The organism is Dyella sp. GSA-30, assembly GCF_027924605.1.
Lineage (GTDB): Bacteria > Pseudomonadota > Gammaproteobacteria > Xanthomonadales > Rhodanobacteraceae > GSA-30.
In genome coordinates this window covers 4,377,968-4,395,961 of record NZ_AP027042.1, presented here as the reverse complement: position 1 = coordinate 4,395,961, position 17,994 = coordinate 4,377,968, and the positions used below count along the sequence as shown (strand labels likewise).

The 17,994-nt window shown below is 59.6% G+C and carries 20 protein-coding genes; 11 read left to right on the top strand and 9 right to left on the bottom strand.

The features are described 5' to 3' along the window. Positions 1-65 precede the first annotated feature (65 nt). From QMG46_RS18545 to QMG46_RS18525, 5 genes are all read left to right on the top strand, one after another. Positions 66-389 (top strand): PadR family transcriptional regulator, encoded by a 324-nt coding sequence (locus tag QMG46_RS18545; protein ID WP_281849350.1) that lies wholly within the window; start codon positions 66-68, stop codon positions 387-389. After that, positions 386-883, top strand: coding sequence for a DoxX family protein (locus QMG46_RS18540; RefSeq protein WP_281849349.1), 498 nt, complete (start codon positions 386-388; stop codon positions 881-883). The genes QMG46_RS18545 and QMG46_RS18540 overlap by 4 nt, the downstream gene beginning before the upstream one ends. A gap of 85 nt (positions 884-968) precedes the next feature. Beyond that, complete coding sequence (locus tag QMG46_RS18535; RefSeq protein ID WP_281849347.1) at positions 969-2,450, top strand: multicopper oxidase family protein; 1,482 nt, start codon at positions 969-971, stop codon at positions 2,448-2,450. An 11-nt stretch (positions 2,451-2,461) separates the two neighbouring features. Beyond that, positions 2,462-3,673 (top strand): chromate efflux transporter, encoded by a 1,212-nt coding sequence (gene chrA / locus QMG46_RS18530; RefSeq protein ID WP_281852923.1) that lies wholly within the window; start codon positions 2,462-2,464, stop codon positions 3,671-3,673. Between the two features lie 96 nt (positions 3,674-3,769). Further along, entirely contained in the window at positions 3,770-4,408 is a 639-nt protein-coding gene (locus QMG46_RS18525; protein WP_281849345.1) for a class I SAM-dependent methyltransferase, read from the top strand. A gap of 38 nt (positions 4,409-4,446) precedes the next feature. On the opposite strand, the gene QMG46_RS18520 is transcribed toward QMG46_RS18525, so the two are convergent. Further along, positions 4,447-4,842: a MerR family transcriptional regulator gene (locus tag QMG46_RS18520; protein ID WP_281849344.1), complete on the bottom strand. Its 396-nt coding sequence runs from the start codon at positions 4,840-4,842 to the stop codon at positions 4,447-4,449. Positions 4,843-4,916: 74 nt separating this feature from the next. Between QMG46_RS18520 and merT the strand changes: the two genes are divergently transcribed. From merT to QMG46_RS18505, 3 genes are read left to right on the top strand one after another with little or no spacing between them, the layout of a single operon-like run. Beyond that, complete coding sequence (gene merT / locus QMG46_RS18515; RefSeq protein WP_281849343.1) at positions 4,917-5,267, top strand: mercuric ion transporter MerT; 351 nt, start codon at positions 4,917-4,919, stop codon at positions 5,265-5,267. A 9-nt stretch (positions 5,268-5,276) separates the two neighbouring features. Next, positions 5,277-5,558: a mercury resistance system periplasmic binding protein MerP gene (merP, locus tag QMG46_RS18510; protein WP_281849342.1), complete on the top strand. Its 282-nt coding sequence runs from the start codon at positions 5,277-5,279 to the stop codon at positions 5,556-5,558. A gap of 12 nt (positions 5,559-5,570) precedes the next feature. Beyond that, complete coding sequence (locus tag QMG46_RS18505; protein WP_281849341.1) at positions 5,571-5,945, top strand: carboxymuconolactone decarboxylase family protein; 375 nt, start codon at positions 5,571-5,573, stop codon at positions 5,943-5,945. 3 nt (positions 5,946-5,948) lie between these two features. On the opposite strand, the gene QMG46_RS18500 is transcribed toward QMG46_RS18505, so the two are convergent. The 4 genes from QMG46_RS18500 to QMG46_RS18485 form a co-directional block, all read right to left on the bottom strand. Beyond that, positions 5,949-6,308, bottom strand: coding sequence for an ArsR/SmtB family transcription factor (locus QMG46_RS18500; protein WP_281849339.1), 360 nt, complete (start codon positions 6,306-6,308; stop codon positions 5,949-5,951). Positions 6,309-6,398: 90 nt separating this feature from the next. Continuing rightward, entirely contained in the window at positions 6,399-7,364 is a 966-nt protein-coding gene (locus QMG46_RS18495) for a TIGR03299 family phage/plasmid-derived protein (RefSeq protein ID WP_281849338.1), read from the bottom strand. A gap of 111 nt (positions 7,365-7,475) precedes the next feature. Next, positions 7,476-7,847 carry a hypothetical protein gene (locus QMG46_RS18490; RefSeq protein ID WP_281849337.1) on the bottom strand — a complete coding sequence of 124 codons (372 nt, stop codon included), beginning with the start codon at positions 7,845-7,847 and terminating at the stop codon, positions 7,476-7,478. Then, the gene (locus tag QMG46_RS18485) at positions 7,840-7,989 is read right to left on the bottom strand and encodes a hypothetical protein (RefSeq protein WP_281849335.1); all 150 of its coding nucleotides are present in this window, start codon (positions 7,987-7,989) and stop codon (positions 7,840-7,842) included. Before QMG46_RS18485 ends, QMG46_RS18490 begins: the two co-directional genes overlap by 8 nt. Positions 7,990-9,002: 1,013 nt before the next feature. Between QMG46_RS18485 and QMG46_RS18480 the strand changes: the two genes are divergently transcribed. Both QMG46_RS18480 and QMG46_RS18475 read left to right on the top strand, forming a co-directional pair. After that, a complete protein-coding gene (locus QMG46_RS18480) occupies positions 9,003-9,410 on the top strand; it encodes an AlpA family phage regulatory protein (RefSeq protein WP_281849334.1) in 408 nt (135 codons plus the stop codon). 105 nt (positions 9,411-9,515) lie between these two features. Beyond that, on the top strand, positions 9,516-10,772 hold the full coding sequence (locus QMG46_RS18475) for a YagK/YfjJ domain-containing protein (protein ID WP_281849333.1): 1,257 nt from the start codon (positions 9,516-9,518) through the stop codon (positions 10,770-10,772). Here the strand turns inward: QMG46_RS18475 and QMG46_RS18470 are convergent. Beyond that, positions 10,728-11,885 carry a hypothetical protein gene (locus QMG46_RS18470; protein ID WP_281849331.1) on the bottom strand — a complete coding sequence of 386 codons (1,158 nt, stop codon included), beginning with the start codon at positions 11,883-11,885 and terminating at the stop codon, positions 10,728-10,730. The two genes, QMG46_RS18475 and QMG46_RS18470, sit on opposite strands and share 45 nt — an antisense overlap. 144 nt (positions 11,886-12,029) lie before the next feature. Here QMG46_RS18470 and QMG46_RS18465 point away from each other — a divergent pair, with 144 nt between their 5' ends. Further along, entirely contained in the window at positions 12,030-14,645 is a 2,616-nt protein-coding gene (locus QMG46_RS18465) for an AAA family ATPase (protein WP_281849330.1), read from the top strand. A gap of 220 nt (positions 14,646-14,865) precedes the next feature. Here the strand turns inward: QMG46_RS18465 and QMG46_RS18460 are convergent, their stop codons facing one another. The 3 genes from QMG46_RS18460 to QMG46_RS18450 form a co-directional block, all read right to left on the bottom strand. Next, positions 14,866-16,230 (bottom strand): FRG domain-containing protein, encoded by a 1,365-nt coding sequence (locus tag QMG46_RS18460; protein WP_281849329.1) that lies wholly within the window; start codon positions 16,228-16,230, stop codon positions 14,866-14,868. Positions 16,231-16,318: 88 nt separating this feature from the next. Continuing rightward, complete coding sequence (locus QMG46_RS18455; RefSeq protein WP_281849327.1) at positions 16,319-17,107, bottom strand: hypothetical protein; 789 nt, start codon at positions 17,105-17,107, stop codon at positions 16,319-16,321. Positions 17,108-17,247: 140 nt separating this feature from the next. After that, the gene (locus QMG46_RS18450) at positions 17,248-17,586 is read right to left on the bottom strand and encodes a hypothetical protein (RefSeq protein ID WP_281849326.1); all 339 of its coding nucleotides are present in this window, start codon (positions 17,584-17,586) and stop codon (positions 17,248-17,250) included. Positions 17,587-17,994 lie beyond the last annotated feature (408 nt).

Here is a 17,994-nt window from a genome sequence, read left to right as displayed (position 1 = left end):
CCCCTTAACGTACTACGTTATCGAATATCGATATTGCAGCAGCTTGACAGTTGGGTGTGTGCGCAATGGATGACCGGGATCTCTATGCCGGACTGATTCGACTGCATGTTCTGCATCATGCGGCCCAGGCGCCCATTTACGGTCAGGAAATGATCGAAGAGCTGGCTCATCACGGGTATCAGCTCAGCCCTGGCACCCTGTACCCCGTCCTCCACGGGCTTGAGAAGAAGGGTTATCTCAAGTCCACGCAGATGCGCGAGGGCAAGATCGCTCGGCGTATGTACAAAATGACCCCACGCGGTCGTCGGGCCCTGGAGGGAGCTAAGCGCAAAGTCCGCGAGCTATTCGGTGAACTTTTCCATGAATCCGATTCAGGAGCCGAACGATGAGCGCTGTACGACTCTTCGACACCAAAGCCAGCGCGTCAACGCTACTCATTCGCCTGCTGGTGGGCCTAGTGGTGTTCTTTCCCGAGGGCCTTCAAAAGCTCGTGTTTCCCGCCATTCTCGGAGCGGGACGTTTTGCGAAGATCGGCATTCCTTGGCCAGACGTGCTTGGTCCTTTCGTTGGCGTGGTCGAGACCACCTGCGGACTGCTGATCATTCTGGGCCTTCTCACTCGTCTCGCTGCCATTCCGCTGATCATCGTGATGGTTGTCGCGATCGTTTCAACGAAGGTACCGATGTTGCTGGGTCACGACTTCTGGATCTTCCACGTCGCTCCACTGCCGAGGTACGGGTTCTGGAGCATGGCGCACGAAGCGCGCAACGATTTCGGCATGTTGCTGGGCGCGATCTACCTTCTGATCGAGGGAGGTGGGCGTGGATCGGTGGATGCATGGCTCGCCCGCCGACGCCATCCCACAGTCAGCACTGCCCCTTAAACGCTGGAGCACAACCGCGTAACCCGGTCGCTGCGGCTTCCAGCCCCTTCTTCCGCATTCTCTTTTCCCGATGGCGAGGCAACCCATGTCGATGGATCGTCGCGATTTCCTGAAACTAGGTGGCTTGGCCGCCGTGGCCACCGGTCTTCCTGAGTGGACCCGTCAAGCGAACGCTCAGGCTGTGCCGATGGCACCACCGACGGGTAAGGCAGACCAGACGCTGCGCATCGCCCGCAGTCTGGTGGAGCTTGCACCTGACCATATCGTCTCCACGACGACCTACAACGGCCAATTCCCCGGTCCACTCCTTCGACTCAAAGAAGGACAGCCTGTCGTCTTGGATGTCCACAACGACACGGATGTGCCTGAGCAACTTCATTTGCACGGGCAAACCGTGCCCGTCGGCGTGGATGGCGCCGCGGAAGAAGGCACACCCTTCATTCCGCCGCATGGCATGCGGCGCTTGGCGTTCACTCCGGGCCCGGCGGGGCTGCGCTTTTATCACACGCATGTCGTGGCCGGCAGCGACCTTTCCCTCGGCCAATACAGCGGCCAAGTGGGCGCCATCTACATCGAGCCGCGGCAGGACCCGGGCGCCTTTGACCGCGAAGTGTTCCTGGTCCTCAAAGAGTTCGACCCGTTCTTCAGCAAGGGCGGCGATATGGCCATGGACTTCTTGCAGCCGGGTGCTCGCGACCATTCGCTGGAAGAGCGCGGCGAGACCGCCATGAAGCAGTCATTGGCCGGTGGTACCGCGCACGGCTATGAGGTGGGCTATCAGGCATTTGCCATCAACGGCCGCATGCTGGGTCACGGTGAACCGATCCGGGTGAAAGCCCGTGAGCGCGTGATGTTCCACATCATCAACGGCAGTGCGACCGAGATCCGCAGCCTTGCCTTACCGGGCCACACCTTCAAGGTGGTCGCGTTGGATGGCAATCCGGTGCCGCGTCCCGCCGAGGTACCCGTGCTGTGGCTAGGCACCGCCGAGCGCATCAGCGCCATCGTGGAGATGAAACACCCGGGTGTCTGGGTGATGGGCGACCTGGCCGACGATGATCGCGAGCATGGCATGGGTATCGTCGTGGAATATGCCGGTCAGCACGGCAAGCCACGCTGGGAGAAGCCGAAACCCTTTGCCTGGGACTATCGGCGATTTGCCAAGCCCGATGCCCGCGCGGCGGAGCCTGACGAGATCATTGAGATGACGTTCGCCAAGCAGAATGCGGCCCTTGGCGGCTTTAACCGGTGGACGATCAATGACGTCGCCTTCGACATGAAGGCAATGAAGCCCCTGTTCCAGTTACACCACGGGCGGCGCTACCGACTTCGGATGCACAACGCCAGTGACGACATCCACCCGATGCATCTGCATCGGCACAGCTTCGAGATCACCCGCATTGCGGGGCAGCTGACCAGCGGCGTCATCAAGGATGTGGCGATGCTGGGCGGCTACCAAACCATGGAGGTGGACTTCATCGCCGATCAGCGAGGTCTGTCTCTGTTCCATTGCCACATGCAACTGCACATGGACTTCGGCTTCATGGCGTTGTTCGATTGCACATGAGTCTCTCGACGATGGACGCTCCATCTACCCGTACACCGCCTGGTCACCCCCTCGAAGTGGCGCGCGTTTTCCTCCGCCTGGGATTGACGTCCTTTGGCGGCCCCATCGCACACATCGGCTATTTCCACCGGGAGTTTGTGGAACGGCGCCGTTGGGTGGATGAACAACACTTCGGGCAGCTCTTTGCCCTGTGCCAGTTCCTTCCCGGACCCGCGAGCAGCCAACTCGGCTTTTCGATCGGCCTGCTGCGGGCCGGTTGGGCGGGTGCTCTGGCGGCTTTCATCTGCTTCACACTGCCCTCGGCGCTCCTGATGTTCGCTTTTGCGGAAGCGAGCAGCCGACTGGCTGGGCCCTGGGGGCAGGCGGTGATCCATGGCCTCAAATTGGTCGCCGTGGCGGTCGTCGCCCAAGGCGTGCTGGGCATGGCCCGCACGCTCTGTCCTGACCGGCCTCGTGCCCTCATGGCTGCGGCCACGGTCGGCCTCATTGCCCTCAGTCCGAGCGCCTGGATGCAATTGCTGGTGGTGGCCGGCGGTGCAGTGCTTGGTCCATGGGCCTGTCGGCAGGTCGAGGCAAAGGTGGGAGAAACGTTCGCTCTGCATTACGGACCCCGTACCGGCACGGGTTTCCTGGTCGCCTATGCAGTACTGCTGGCCATCGCGCTCCTGGCCACCCCCTTCTTGCCACCGCTGGGCCAGGTCGCTAGCGCTTTCTATCGCACCGGGGCTCTGGTCTTCGGCGGCGGCCACGTGGTGCTCCCGTTGCTGAAGCAAGCCGTGGTGGATCCGGGCTGGATCACGCCGGATCGGTTCCTGGCGGGTTACGGTGCCGCCCAGGCCGTTCCGGGGCCTATGTTCACCCTGTCGGCTTACCTCGGTGGCGAACTGCACGGTGGGCAAGGCGGCGCACTGGGTGCCACTGTTGGCCTGCTGGCTATCTTTCTGCCGGGTCTGCTGATGGTGTCAGGTGCTCTTCCGTTCTGGCGCGCACTGGCGGCTCGGACGCAGGCCGTGCGGATGCTCGCTGGTGTGAATGCTGTCGTGGTCGGCCTGCTGGCCTTCGCGCTTTACGATCCGGTATGGGTCAGCGCCATTCGAGGAAGCAAGGATTTCGCCATCGCGCTGATCGCCTTTGTCGGACTGGTTGCTTCCAAGTGGCCCCCACTACTAGCGGTCGCATGGTGCGTTGTCGCGTCTCTGCTCTGCGTTCTATTGGGTGCATAGTTCCAGCGCCACTTTCACGTGGCGCTTGGGAAAAATGCGAGGTCGGACCAGCATCAACCAGGCACGTGCCAATACGCGGCCACACAGAGAACGTGCATGACTCACTCGCCCGACAACCTCAAGGATCGCCAGCACCACTGGGAATCGGTCTATCAGACGAAGGCAGCCGACACTGTCAGCTGGTATCGACCGCATCTGGAGCGCTCGCTTGCCCTGATCGAACGGGTGGCGCCGAATCGGGATACGGCGATTTTTGATGTCGGTGGCGGCGCGTCGACCCTCGTCGACGATCTGCTTGCCCGTGGGTATCGCGATCTCAGTGTGCTGGACCTTTCGGCCGAGGCGCTGAATATGGCTCGCCACCGCCTCGGCGCATCCGCCGACCAGGTGATCTGGCAGGTCGCCGATCTGCTCGATGCTCCCTTGCCAGCTGCGCGCTACGACGTGTGGCATGACCGCGCGGTGTTTCACTTCTTGGTGGAGGCGGAGCAGCGCGCGGCGTACGTCCGGCAGCTCACCCATGCGCTCAAGCCTGGCGGATATGCAGTGGTAGCCACCTTCGGCATTGCCGGTCCCACCAAATGCAGCGGGCTGAAAACCGCACACTACGATGTCCCAGGTCTCGCCCAGACGCTTGGCGACGATTTCCGGTTGCTGGATGCACTGTCGGAAGAGCATCGAACGCCCTCTGGTACTACCCAGTCATTTCTCTACGCGCTGTTTCAACACCCCTGATTGCTGAGTGCGATGGTTACTTGAAGGATCCATCGTCCTTACGCGGCTTGCTCCAGCGCGGCAATCAACGGGCATCGCACCTGACCCGCATTGCAGTGGCATTGATCGATCAGGGCAGCGAGTGCGAGTTCGACACGCTGCAGTTGCGCGATACGTTCGCGGACCATCGCCAACTTGTTCGCACCCAGCTGCTCGGCTTCTCGGCAGTGACGCCCATCTTCCAAGGCCAGTAGATCTACGACCTCATCCAGGCTGAAGCCCAGCGTTTGCGCATGCTTAATGAACCGCAGACGGCTCGCATGGGCCTCGTCGTAGCGACGAATCCCGCCCAAGGGTTTGGCGGGCTCGGCGACTAAGCCACGCCGCTGGTAATAGCGGATTGTTTCGATGTGGACCTCGGTGACCTTGGCCAGGCTGCCGATCGTGTAGGTCATGGGCGGTTGACTCCGTAGCTAACTACGGAAGTAAGGTTACGCTGAACATTCCTTCCTTCCCATAGGACGCGGCAGTGGCGCGAAGCGGTAGCGAGAAAAGCACCTTGGCGATCGGCGGCCTGGCCGCCGTTTTGGCGTCTGCGTGCTGCCTCGGTCCCCTGATCCTGGTCAGCATCGGCCTGAGCGGTGCCTGGATCGGTCAGCTGACCCGGCTGGAGCCGTTTCGTCCGTGGTTCCTGATCATTTCCCTAGTCGCACTGGCTTTCGCGTACCGCCGCATCTACCGCCCGGTGGCCGCCTGCCAGCCAGGTGAGGTCTGCGCCGCGCCAGCGGTACGTTGGGCCTACAAGCTGGTGTTCTGGATCGTTGTCGTCCTGGTGTTGATCGCTTTCGCCTTTCCCTATGCCGCACCCTGGTTCTATTGAGAAACCCCTATGAAAACGATGCTCGCTCTTGTGTTCGTCCTGACCAGCGCCGTGTCCACGGCGAGCCTGGCAGCTACCCACACCGTCACGCTCGCAGTCCCTGGCATGACCTGTCCGACATGCCCGATCACCATCAAGAAGTCCCTGGAAAAAGTCGCGGGTGTCAGTGCGATCACTTCGGATGTGGCGCAGAAGACCGTCACGGTCACCTACGATGATGCAAAAGCGCAGCTCACCGCGCTGACGCAGGCGACCACGGATGCCGGCTATCCCTCCACGGTCCAACGCTGAGAGGTCACGTTTATGTCGTTGAAGGCCATCGATCCTGCGCTCGACCTGATGAGCGACTTCGCCAAAGTCACCCACGGGGTGACCCGGCATATCCAGCACATGCGCGAAGCCGCCATCTTCACGGACGGGGCACTGCCAGCGCGCCAAAAGGCACTCAGCGCCATGCTGTGGTCGATTTCGGCGCGCTGCGAGCCGTGCATTGTGTTCTACGTCCAACAGGCAGTCACGCGCGGCGCGACCGAGGCAGAGCTGGGCGAACTGCTGGCCGTCGCCTCGACCATGGGCGGTTGTGTCGGCGAGATGTGGGCCCTGAAAGCCTACAAGACGTACAGAGATTTCGTCGGCGGTCAGGTCATTCCGCAGGAAGCGCCCAGCTGCTGTGCCTGATTGTCACGCGGTGCGCTTTCGCGCAGGGCGAACCTTGACTATGGGCTTGGCTGTCGCTGTTGGCGTACAGGATTGGCCAGAAGCGCAGCAGCAGTTTTCGGTGAGATAGGCCACGAGCTCATTCATGAGCAACAGGACGGGCGAGTAATAAATGAAACGCCCTTCCTGGCGCGGAGTAATCAGCCCGGCATGCACGAGTTCCTTCAGATGGAACGAGAGGGTGGCGTTAGCCAGCCCTAGCTTTTCGGCGATGACGCTCGCCGCCGGACCATCGGGTGCATGCTCTACCAACAAGCGGTATACAGCCAGTCGCGATTCTTGAGCGAGCGCGGACAGGACGGTGATGGCTTGTTTGGTCTGCATAGGAAGCGTGTGCTTTAGGTTGGGGACGCAGGAAGCTTGAATCCGCACTAAGGGGCTCGGCACTCTTGCGCCGAGCCCGCTGCTGCGTCCTTAAGCGATCAGTCTTGACGCCTCATCCCATGCTCTTTGCTTCAGTGCGGCGCCCAGGCCGAACCAGGCTGCATCTCGGCGGTAATCAGCGCCTTGAGCGCGGCGATGATGGTCGATGTACTCCGTTACACCGTTGAGCAAGCCCCAAGCGGTTCCATTGGCCGAAGCCAGTCCAGCGCCTCGGCCTTGGCCGGCATAGAGTTCTCGCACTTTCTTGGACGCAAACACATTGATAGCCAGTCCCGGAGGTTTCGGAGTGTCGTTGATTGGCTGCGCGAAGATATTCTCCAGAAATCGAGAGACCTCTGCCTCGGCCATAGGGCGATCAGCGAGAGCCTTGATGTAATACGCAAAATCCGACCAAGGTGTCGTGGCAACACCAAGTTGTTTCTTAACGGCCTGGGCGTCGAAACGGCGGTGGTGGGGCACTTTGATGGCATTTGCGCCATTGTTGATGGCAATCGCTAACGTGTTATTGCAAACCACGCGGACGGAGGTGAACTGCGCCATGGTCGCAAGCGTGCCGTCGCAGGCTGTCGCTAGCAGCAGATAGCCGTTAACTGTGTCGCCGCCTCTGAGGGTCACGCTGTGGCCCGTTCGTGCCAACGCCCAGAGTTTGCGTCCCTCTTTAAGTACGCCGGCCGTCTCCAATTCGAAGCCGCCAATCTCTGTGAGATCGCGATAGAACTCCAGAATCTCAGCTGGTTGCACCACCTTGTACCGCCGGGACACCACGGACAGCGGTGCTTTGGTGTCCGAGCGGTAGAGCACCTTCTGCTCCGGGTAGGTATGGATCGCACACCGGTACGCACCATCGGCGTCGAATTGCACGTCGGCGCTTTCGATCCTCCAGTCCATGCCGGCTTGTTGGGCCCACACTTCGAGTGGTTGGTTGGGGGCGAGGCGCTGACCGAGGCCATGCCACGGGACGGCGCCCACGTACGCCATCGATTGAACCAGATGCATTACAGACTCCTTAGATGAAGCACATAAATGCACAGAGCCCGGCGAAAGCCGGGCTCTGTGCGTGTGCGAGGGGATGGAATGAAGGGTGCAAAGAACCGCAATTAACGCGGATTACGACTTGTCGCTGAATCGGTAACCGCAGGCACCACACTGCCGGTTGTGCAGGATGTTCCGATCAATCGCGTCGCCGAGCCTGGACCCCGCGGCACAACCGGCGGCGCCACCGACGATGGCCTCGATGACGACACCGGCCACGCCACCCAGGACGGCACCGAGGGGGCCGGCCACCAAGCCGACCTCTGCGCCCGCCAATGCCAGAGCCGCACCGCTGGTCGTGCCGGCGATGGCGCCAATGGCCCCGCCGAACCGCCGCGCCAGGTTACGTGCCTCGATGTGGGCCGAGCCACACTTTGGGCAACGCGGCGTCACGTCCATCAGCTCGTGCTCCGATTCCCACTCACGCTCTAGTGCCAGGTTATGCATGGATCCGCTCCTCCATCCGGTATTCCAAGTAGCAGCGGACGCACACGGCCCATAGGTTGCCAGCCAGAAACAGGACGGCGAACACGACCAGGTATTCGAACAGCGACGGACAGGGATAGCCAATCCAAGAACGGTCAAACATCACTCGTACTCCTAGATAAAAAGGCTCACGCATGAAGGCCATGCGGAAGAAGCAGGGGCGACCTGCTCAGTAGGGTGTTATGGATGTCAAATATCGTGGATTGCAGCTCATTGCGAAGAGGTTCGCAACGAAAAGCAACACGAGTAGTTGCCTTTCATTGTGGTTTGCGATCAAAGCCATGGAATTCAACGCTTTGAACTAAGTAGCCATCATTTGGACGGCCATCTGACGTGGTGCCAAGTGGCCACCTGACCGGATTCTTGGTCGCGCCGTACAGGGTGTGGCGCCTCCCATTGCGTTCTAAATGCCAGCAGCACCGGGGGCGAAGTATTTTTACCTGGGCCCATCCTTTATCTATGCGTGGGGGCTGCCGCGTTAGCCAGTGGCGTGGCTGCCGATTTCCCTCAGAGGTCGACCTCGCGTCTGAGAGGGGGGGCTGGCAAGTCTGCGGGCTTCGCCGATCCTGCAGCCCGGCGCTCTGCGAGCATATGGTCTCCCGTCGATGTCCCGTTGCTGATGTCGTTCCCACACGACATATGCAGCTCAGCCATCGGTGCGTGAACGGTTGAGATGCCGCTGAATGGCAAGCTTCTTTCGAGACTACGAATGGCGCCAAGTCAACACGTGGTCGAAACGTGGAAATGGTCCTTTACGCGGGCCCATCGCCCTGCGATGGGGGCGTCCCAGCGGCAAGGCACGAGACGCATCTTTCCGGTTCCCTATGTAATTGCAACTGGAATTTAATGGGGGAAGGAGACGACGTCGGGGCGACACCAAGAAGAGCTGCCAGCGGTAGCGACAAGACGAATTGCAGGGAATGGCATGCCCCTGGTGGAGTGATAACTCTCACTGAAGGGTACGGTGATTGCCCCGATTTTCAACCCAGATGCGGCGGCAATGCCTTATCTGAAGCCATTTGCACCCTTTCTGTCTTCCTGGGTCGACGAGCAATCGCTTTGAGTCTCGTCCATTTCGGGGCTTCAATGCGCGCCTTTCAACGACGGAGCAAGCAGATGTTGGCTAAGCATGCATTGAACGCTGCGATGCGCAATGCGATGGACGTTGTCGGCGGTCTAACCGCCATGGATCAGTTGGCTTTGTGCGCACACCTGATGCAGACCGTAGGTGTGCCGAGGCTGATCTTGCGTGAACCAGAAGTCTCGAAGACGACGGGGTTAAGCCCTTCCTCCATCCGGAACCGCAATGACGGCGACAGTCGCTTTTTCGATCGCCATTTTCCGCAACCGCGGAGTTTGGGTGGCGGCAGTGGGCGCTCGGCGAAAGGTTGGCTTGCGGCGGAGGTGTACGAGTGGTGTGTGAACTTGCCGCTGGTCGCTGACGTGCAGCAGTACGACAACCATCGCCGTCGTCTCAGTGCGCGAGGGCATCAGGTCGATGGTGACACGGGGTTCCGCCTTTGAGCCGGAAGTCATTGGAGGCGACAGGGGCGTTCGGCGTACGCCTCCCTAAAGCCGATGGACGCATGCCCAGAGGTATGCGAAGTGAAATGTGTAGAGGACCGTATCGTGAAGCCCAAGAACCAAGTCGTTAGCTTCGATAGTACTTGTACTGAGATGGGAGTGATGGAGCGTGAGGTGGCCGAGAGCGAGCGCGCATACCAGCGCTTGTCCAAAGGCTTGCAGCACACCCGCGATGGTGTGGTGAATGCCACCGAAGAAATGGACGAGCCAGAATGGCTGGATCGCTTGGAGACAATAGCCAAGCGGATTGCCAGAACGGACCGGGCAGCAACGGAGCTTACCCGGCGCAAAACCCTCGGTATCCCCTCTGTTCATTACATCCATCGACTCACGTCTCTCGGCGAGGACATCATGGCGATGATGCGCGAGGCCGTTCCCTTGATCGAGACGCTCTATCCGGGGCGCTACCGTCGTCAATATCCGTCCCGTGCACCGGCTAGGGTGGGGTGGAGTCGTGCTGAGGAAGGGGGCGAGAGACTCACTGTCGAATTCAACCCATGGCTGACCGTGATGCTTCGAGCCTGCCAGAAGGCGATGCCGGTCGTATCGTGGCATCGTTACGACCCTGCGGCTGCCAGCGATGGATCGGTGCGCAAGGCATTGGATCACCTACTGGCGTTCGTTCGCCGCGTGTGCCGTTCCAAGCGTTTCAAGTACCTCGATAACAACTTTAGCCGCAACGAGAAGGAGAATTTTCCGGAGTACTGCCGGTACATGGCATCGAAGTTCGAGGAACACTCGAAGTTGCTTATCCTGCGGGTGGATCTCTACATTACGCCGGATCATCAGAAGCAGATGACTGATGCGGCATCCGACAGGTGCATGAAGAGCTTTCTGCGTGCCCTGCGGGAGGAGCGGGTCGTTCCGGGTGTCAAGGGGTGGATCTGCAAGCGCGAGAAGGGTTTCCGCCGGGGCATTCACCTCCACGTTCTGGTTGCCATGGACGGTCACCGGTACCAGCGGGCGGGCCACTACTCCGAGATACTGGGAGAGGCATGGAAGCTACGTTTCAGCGATGGCTGCGGCTCCTACTTCAATTGTTGGGCAAGGCGCCACGAGTACCCCCTGAACTGTCTCGGCGTGGTGCACGTCAGTGACCGTCGGATGCTCATGGGACTGCGCGAAGCCATTCGTTACCTCACGAAAGGGCACTGCCAGGTCCAGACGGGCTTCCATCGCAATCTGTTCCGGGGAAACGACTCGCGTCCCGTGGGCGTTGCGAAGCGCGGTGCGCCACGCAAACCGGAACATGACATGTCACTGGTCAACGCGATCTTGGGCAGGTCTGATCTCAGGCTTTGAATAGGGATACAGAACGAGCCGAGCCAAAGCTTCGCGCTCTCTCTTGTTGAAACCGAGCCGCTCGAACTCGTTCTCGATCTGCACACAAGCGGTTGGCTTCCAAAGGGGATCCTTGGATTCTGCCTGGTTTTGGAGAAAACGTTCGGTGACATAGAGGACGAGTGCCAACTCATCGGTAACAAAGTCCTCTTGTTGGTAGTTAGTGCTGAAAACGGCGTTACCGAGAACGCCGCTGCCAAATACCTTTTGATCCTTCTTGTCAACGCCGCTATTTCGCCGAAGTCCTGGATTGATCAGTTTCGCCACCTGTTGGGCGTCGGTGTTCCCTAGTGCCGGAAGCTTCTCTCGCATCCAGGCGGCCGCTCTTTCGACGATGTCGTTCTGGGTACTACGGGCCGCCGTCTTCTTTGAGGTGTTTTTCTTGGTCCCGCGGGGCGCATCTTTCAGCTCCGCGTAAAAGAGCGCGGCTGCACAGTACAGGACGTACACACCTTCGACCTGATAGAGATACTCGGAAGCGTCGCGAATGGGGGCATAGCCGTACTTCAGGATAACCGTGACTTGCTCGTCGACATAAACGTCGTCGAGAGGGACTCGCAGGTGCTTGCGGCTCACGCGGTGCCACTGCTCCACCTCCTCAGGCGTAAGCGCGGGACAAACGACTAGTGCGGTACCGAATTCGCAGGGTTCAAGCCATCCCTCCTTTGCCAGGTCGGCGCGGCGATGGGGCTGGAGGCCGGAAGGGAAGGTTATGTCGCTCGCCCATCCTGCTCTCGTCCATCGTACTGTCATCTGGAAGTCCTCGGCCAGGTCTCCATCGAGGCGGAGGAAATTCACGTCCGGCAGTATCCGGTCAGACTGAGGTGTGTATCGGGCCTCATCACCGCCCATGACCCCTGTCCAGGGACCGCTGAATCTGCGACCCGTAGTGACCGGAAGTGTTGAGTCGACGTATACCACCCTGTCTGGAGGGACGCGGGCGTACAACTGCACCTTGCCCTCCAAGGCGAGAGTGAGTACCAGGTCTAGATCGAGTGCTGGCCGGGAAATGCCCGCAAGGGTAGCGACGAGCGGCACCAATCGAATACGTCCATTGAGGTCGATGTCGCTCATCAGTTTTCTCTACCTGGCTAGCCACGACGAAATGCCCGCAAGCCTGCATCAGTGGGCCGCGTGGCTCAAGTCGTTCGCTTGGATAGTTGGGTAGCCCCGCACTAGCCCGTATGCTCGTCTCCCCGGGGAAATGGAGGCAGGGGCATGGCGATTTATGAGGAAATGATGGCCTGGGCGGACAGGCTGCCGCCTTGGCGTCAGGACGCACTGCGGCGTCTGTGCGTTCAAGGAGAATGGGGTGATGCCGATCTTGACGAGATCCTTGATCTTGCTAAGCAACACCACGGTATTGGCAGTGCGCTAGATCCTGCGCCGCGACCGATCCCGTTCGCCAGGGACCATTTTCCCGCCGAGGCGAGCCAGGGCGGGACCGTGGTGCTCAGATCCCTGCATACGCTGGTCAACGTGGGGAAAATTCCGAGCGACCAGGCTCTGGAGTTCCAGGCGCAGGGTCTCACGATCGCGTACGGCGGCAACGGCACCGGCAAGTCCGGCTACGCACGCGTGCTGAAGCAGGCGTGCCGTGCCAGGAGCCCCGGCACCGTCTATGCCAATGCCTACGACCCGAATTTCCGGCAGCTCACTCCGAGCGCCACCATCACCTTCGAGCTGGATGGCGCCCTCGATCAGGCGTTCTGGAGTGGTCAACAAGGCCACGTCTCTCGGAGCGAACTTCGGGGCATTCCCGTCTTCGACGGCGACTGCGCCCGGCATTATCTTCAGGCGCGGGAAACAGCCACCTTCCAGCCGGTAGCCCTGACTAATCTTCAGCAGCTGGCCAACGGCCTCAGTCAGGCATTGCGTCCACGGCTTGAGGCCGAGATCACCGGGCTCGCGGTGGATGTGACGCCGTTCAACGTCATTCCCGCCGATACCGATGCCGGCCGGGCTGTGCATCAGATCAGTGCGGCAACGGACCTGGCGCGGGCGCGCGAACTTGCCGCGCTCACTCCAGGCGAGCAAGCAGAACTCGCACGCCTGCCCCAAGAAATCAGCGAAGCGGATCCAACGGCCAAGGCGGCCCTGATGGACAACGCCGCCGCAAGGGTCGACGAGTTGGTCAACGCCATCCGCGTAGCTGCTGGTGTCGTGTCCGACGAAGCAATCGATACCGTGCAGTCGGCGCATCGAAGGTTGCTGGACGCTGAGGTAGCCGAGCGCGCCGCGTCTGCCTTGCTACAAGACGAAGACGCCACGCAGCTGCTTCCCGGCACGGGCCAAGGCCCCTGGGCGCTTCTGTTCAAAGCCGCGCGCGAGTATTCGACCGGCGCGGCATATTTGGAGCAAGCCTTCCCCGTAATCGGCGAAGGCGCGCAATGCGTGCTTTGCCAGCAGGAGCTGACGCCGGCGGCGAAGGATCGCTTGCAGCGCTTCGATCGCTATGTCCGAGACACGGCGTCGGAGGCCGCCCAGGCTGCGCGCAACGCCTGGCAACAGCTCGTGCGCGATGTTGGGCAGGCGACGGTCACATTTACTGTCTCCCAGGTCATGTCCGAGAGCCTGCGCGGGCGCATTGAGACACTGCCGACCGATATCCGAATCTTCCAGGAGGACTTGCTCTCCCGCCTCCAGTGGCTCAGGGCCGCGATAGCGAACGAGGAATGGCAGGGCAGGCCGCCGTACCGCGGCGCAAATCCCACCGCTTCGATCCACCAGGTCGCGGACAACTTGCGCGATGAAGCGACCGCCTTGCGCGCAAACCTGGATACAGTAGCCCTTGCGGCGAAACGGCTTTGCCTGAAGGAACTTGACGCGCGGCGCATACTTTCAGAGCACATCGAGAGCATTGCTCAGGTGGTCGGTAATCTCGGCCGCAGGGTGAAGCTTCAGAGTTGCCTTGAGGATATCGGCAACACGCGCGCGATCAGCCTATTCGCCGGCCAGCTCGCTAGGGCCCATGTCAGCGAAGCCCTAGCCAGCAGAATGAACGATGAGCTCAGGAAGCTTGACCTCTACCATATTCGCGTGGGGGTCAGTTCAAGCGGCGACGCGGGATCGGTACGTCTCGGCATTCTCCTTCCAGACAGCCAGCTCGACCCGCACCTCGTGCTCAGCGAAGCCGAGCAGCGCATGTGTGCGCTTGCGTACTTCTTCGCGGAACTCCACCAATCGGGATCCTCTTCTGGGATTGTGTTCGACGATCCGGTCTCGAGTCTCGATCACAATCATCGAACTGCAGTGGCACGAAGAATCGTCGAGGAATCAGCCGTCCGGCAAGTCATCGTCTTCACCCACGACGCAGTTTTCTTTGGAGAACTGATCACGCTTTGCGGTGATGCCGGGCGGGCGCCCAGCGTGAAGTCGATCAGTTATCGCGCCGAGGGCCCTGGATACATCGACGCAGGATTGCCCTACGACATGCGGCGACACCGCGAGCGCATCGCGCAACATCGCGCCGATCACCAGCGGATCGCCAACAATTTCAATAACCCACCGGGGGACGAAGAACGGCTTGCAATCCGCAACGCTTATGACGACCTTCGGGTGACGATTGAGGTCGGAATCGAGGACACGATTCTCAATGAGACCGTCGTGCGGTTCCGGGACAGCATCTCGGTTGGCCGACTCAACGGCGTGATGATCGTGCAGGAAGGGGAATACCGCGAGGTCCAACGCCTGCACGATAAATGCTGCCGAAACGTCCGGGCCCATTCACACGCTGCTGGCCAGCAACGTGCGGTGACGCAGCCAGCCGAGCTTCTGCAGGACATTGAAGCGGTAAACGCGCTGTTCCAGGAAATCCGTAGACGCAGAGGCTGATGATATTTATCACTCAGCGATGCATTCTAGGCGATGGGGCAAATGCTTTTGGCGGCTCGGGTCGGAGGCAACTCGTGGCCCACCGACCATTATTGGTCAACATTTTCCTGCTGCGGCTTGTAGGGCACCATGATGCCCACAAGGATTTCTATGCAGATGTTTGAAAGCATGGCGATATTCGCGCTCCTTAGGTAAGGAGCACTTTCCCGTCCACGCTTGTCTATGACTCCAAAAATACGCGTAGTACAGCAGGATCGGTCGCCCGTGCCAGCCCCTGCTGCAAATATATCCTCGGCGAATCCAGGGCAATGAAGCCTTCCTTTAAGCCGGTATCAACCCGGCCCAAGAGACGAATATGGTCGTCGTGCGCATCAGACCCGCAATCGCAGTCGTCCGCCTGCGTTGCTCGATGCCACAGCCCTTGCTCGTCGATTCGATAGTGCATACCCGGGAACTTGCCGAGTCCATGAATTTGCAGGCCTGGGTGTTCGACCCCAAACTCGCAGACTTCAATCAATCCGCTCTCTTTCTTCATCACGATTACGCCCTTTCCATAGAGCTCCCCCATGCCGTGATACACCAGCCCATCCGGTTCCACCATGAGGCCGTCGTGAGTTGCCAACAGCTTCGACACATTGGGGAGCGAGAAGCACAGTTCGCTGCTGCCATGAAAGAGAGCGCTGCCACACAGCACATGCACGACCACGGCCGGGTCGGCGGGATCTTGCGGTGCATCCGCTAGCCAGAACGGGCGATACATGGCCGTGGCTGGCGGCATGTGCTTGACGATGTGCGGCGTGTATTCTGGAAGGTCAAGAGCGCGTTGGAAAAAGTCGATAGGTCCATCTGAGCGCCCAATCTTCTCCCAAGGCATGGCGAGCAACTCGCCAAAGATGGGGTCTTCTCCGGGCTCTGGGAACAAGAACGCTGTAGAAAGACCCGTCGCATACGCGTCGAAGATATGGGCAGGTGCCGTGATGTGGTGGGTGAGAAAATCCATCGAAAGGCCAGCCTGCGGCACAGGACCAACCATGTATGCATCCTGCCGCACGTATCGAGGAGTCCCTTGGGCTGTGGCAATCTCCGACAGATGCACAGCGCTCAGTCCTGCGGAGCGAAGCTTCTTCCGGCTAAGGACATACAGGTTTCCGACGCTCGTCGCAGGTTCGAATGTGGCCGCCTTTGACACGAGGAACACAGGATCCTCGAAACAGTCCTCCACTAGTTCACACCTCTTGCTTTCGGTGAATTCATGGCTGGCGAACCAGGCGCCCACTCGTGCGTCGCCTGTCGCATCCAAGTAGAAGGAAATCCACCCGTAGTGTTGGAGGATTGCTTGATCCGTAGCCATGTCCGCGGCACCGTCCCACCCGTGCACGTGCCGCTTCAGTACCCGTCGGGCATAGTGATACCACTTAACCATCAAGTCGGGGATGCAACCACGTCGCGCAAACGAGGTGGTGAGCGAAGGCGAGCCATCGTCTCGGAGGAAGTGCTCCACTTGCCCTCGAAAAAGGGCGTCAGGACCCGCAGCTACAATGGCTGCATCCAACGCGTCTAACGTTTCGCAATGCAGCTTTTGCATGACTGCGGTTCCGTGGTTTCGAAGATGCTGAAGGTGGAGTGGCGGGTCAAAGAGGGTGTCCCATGCGGCGACAATATTGATGCTCTTGCTACGGCCGTGGCGCACTAGACGGAGTGGCTGGGGCGGGTTGTGTCACGTGAGGAGGATCGGCGCTTGGAGGAATTGAGGGAACAGGAGTGCCGAAAGTTTGCGGAGCGGGGCTTGGTTTACTCGACGCCGTGGGCGAACTACTTTGGCAATTATTAGCCTGAGGATGCCGTCCACCCGTCAGGCGTGAATAGGCGTAGTTGCCTGCTTGCGTAAGCATTGCAGCGATGACCGCACACAGTAGTGGTACTTGCCACCTATCTGCTCGATCTTGTGTTCTTTCCGTTGCCTTTTGCTGTCGTTCGGTCTCTTGCTTCTTTCGCTCAGCCTCTTGAGCCTCGGAGCGACTCTTACTTTCTTCAACTTTGTGGGCAAGTTCGAGCTTGAATTTTCGAAGAACTTCGGTGTGTCCAGCAGAGAGCAGTTTTGTAGCCTGATCAACGTGCATTTCTCTATTCACAGACACACCGACTTCCCTGGATAACGGCTCGATAAAATCTCCAAGTCGGTTATGAAGAAAACCCATCTGCGTCTCGCAGTGCACCGCCCATCCCTCGCCGTTTTTCCATTCTTCAGACGGGAGTTCGCGCGCATCAGCCCAAGAAAATTGATTGCTGCACCTGTCTGCAAATTCACGCAGGAAACCTACGCACTCCTGTGCGAAATTTTGCAATACGTCAGCAGGCGGCGGTATTTTATTGCGACGAGCTAATGCTGCTTGTTTAGCTTTTTCCCACAACTCGTTTCCGAACTCCTCTATATTTCGGCGTGCTACGTCTAAGGCGCTCATTCTTTTCCCTCTAATGAATCTGTTGGGTGAGCAAGTAATGAGTCTGGCGATCTCATCTCGCTCGATCGTCACCACACATCACCTACATCCCACCGCGAAAGGATGTCCCTCGGGCTGGTCAATCACGCCAAGCGGGGTCGTCATTCAGTAGGCGGCGGAGGTACTACGCACACGGCCTCATAGACGTCTGGTGATAAGCGTCGATAGGTAATCGAGCCATCTTTCAGATAGACACTTGTAGCGACGGGAAGCCACTCGCCACCATAGAGGTACATCTCTGCGGCGGCACGTGGCTCGGCCAGGATCAGGGTGTTGGGACGAAGCGAAAACCCTGAATCCAAATGCGGCTTGATACTAGCCGCCGTCTCGAAGCCCCTATCGTCTGCGATATCTGTTGCTTCAATTTCGAACGTTACCTTACCGCCCTGGCTCAGAACAGCTTTGAACTGCTCATAGGTGGGAAAGGACTTCAGCGCCATACGAAATGTTCTCCCTGCCTGTAGTTGCTAAGTCGGTGCCTGTTGAAATCAGCGGGTACTGTGGAGTTACTCGATATCGGGTGCGTCTTGAGTTTGTGCCCATTAAATCGCGCGATGTCATTAGGTATGAAGCTGATATAAAGAAGAATACAAGCCCAGTCGTGCCAGCCGGTGGCTGGCACGACTGGGGCTTGTCCCTCTTAGCCTCGGAGTTTCATGACTTGCAGGAGCTATCCGGAGTTTGAAGTTACAAAGTCCGCCCACGACTGCATAAGTGGGCGTCGCTGCTCAAGCAGATCCGTACGATGGTAGGCAGCCTCCACCTTATTTTGTATGGCATGGGCCAAGGACCGTTCCGCCGAGTCGCGCGGATGGCCTTTTTCGCTGCACCAGTCGCGAAAGCTGGAC